Here is a 1,186-nt window from a genome sequence, read left to right as displayed (position 1 = left end):
ATTTCTGCCGTGCCAACAACTTTTTCTTCATCCAGCCAAATTTCGTGATACGCTCTGGTGCGTGGCAATAAGTAATCACTCAATTTTGTTGACCAATCATATACTTCGGAGTGGATTTCCGATTGAAATGGATTCGAGTTACACATGACGTTCCGGTTTACATCACCGCATGCCGCAATTGTATCCAACATAGACGCGTGGATTTCCTGAATCGTTTTTTTCATGTTCCATTTTAAAATGCCATGCATTTGAAACGTCTGGCGTGTTGTCAATTTTAAGGTATCATTGCCGTATTTTTGGGCCAGTTCGTCCATGACAAGCCATTGAGCAGGCAATGCCACGCCACCTGGCATACGGACACGCAGCATGAACTGATACGCAGGCTCAAGTTTTTGATTTTGACGCTCATTGCGGAGATCCCGGTCATCCTGCAAATAGCTGCCGTGATGTTTCATTAATCGATTGTCATCATCTGGAATACCGGCGCTGATCCGATCCAGCATTACTTCACCCAATGTACCACGCAAATAATTGCTTTTATCTTTTATTTGTTCAACATCACTAGGCGGGCCTTCTGGTGCTTTTAATAGTTGGTTCACCATATTGATATCTCCTTTTCATCCATATTTCAGTACACATCACGTTGATAGCGTTTATTCTGTTGCATTTCTTCAAGGTAATCTTGTGCATCAGCATGGCTCATCTGACCTTCTTTTTCAATGATCTCAATAAGCGTATTATGGACGTCATGTGCCATGTTTTTCTCATCTCCGCAAATGTATACCGCCGCTCCTTCTTGAAGCCATTCGTATAATTTCCTACTGTGCTCAAGCATCCGGTGTTGAACATACACTTTTTCATCCGCGTCACGAGAAAAGGCTACATCCATTTTCGTAAGTACACTTGTTTTCAACCACTTTTGCCATTCAGTCTGATATAGGAAATCCGTTACGAAATGCTGATCGCCGAAAAAAAGCCACGTTTTCCCATTCGCTTCTGTTTCTTCGCGCTCTTGAATAAAGGATCTGAACGGAGCAATGCCTGTTCCCGGTCCAACCATGATGATTGGAGTGTCTGGGTTCTTCGGCTGCTTAAAGTTTTGGTTATGCTGAATGTAAACAGGAAGCGTATCCCCTGGCTGTAAACGTTCCGCGCATAAAATGGAGCAGACACCTTTTCTTTCTCG

General features: G+C 43.3%; 2 pseudogenes. Both read right to left on the bottom strand.

Features of this window, described 5'->3' with window-relative positions:
* Positions 1–602, bottom strand: a pseudogene (locus AC1DUW_RS29735) (sulfite reductase); the annotation flags it as partial.
* Between the two features lie 26 nt (positions 603–628).
* Positions 629–1,186, bottom strand: a pseudogene (locus tag AC1DUW_RS29730) (sulfite reductase [NADPH] flavoprotein alpha-component); the annotation flags it as partial.

The organism is Peribacillus sp. P4_C12 (assembly GCF_056402095.1).
This window is presented reverse-complemented; position numbering and strand designations above follow the sequence as displayed.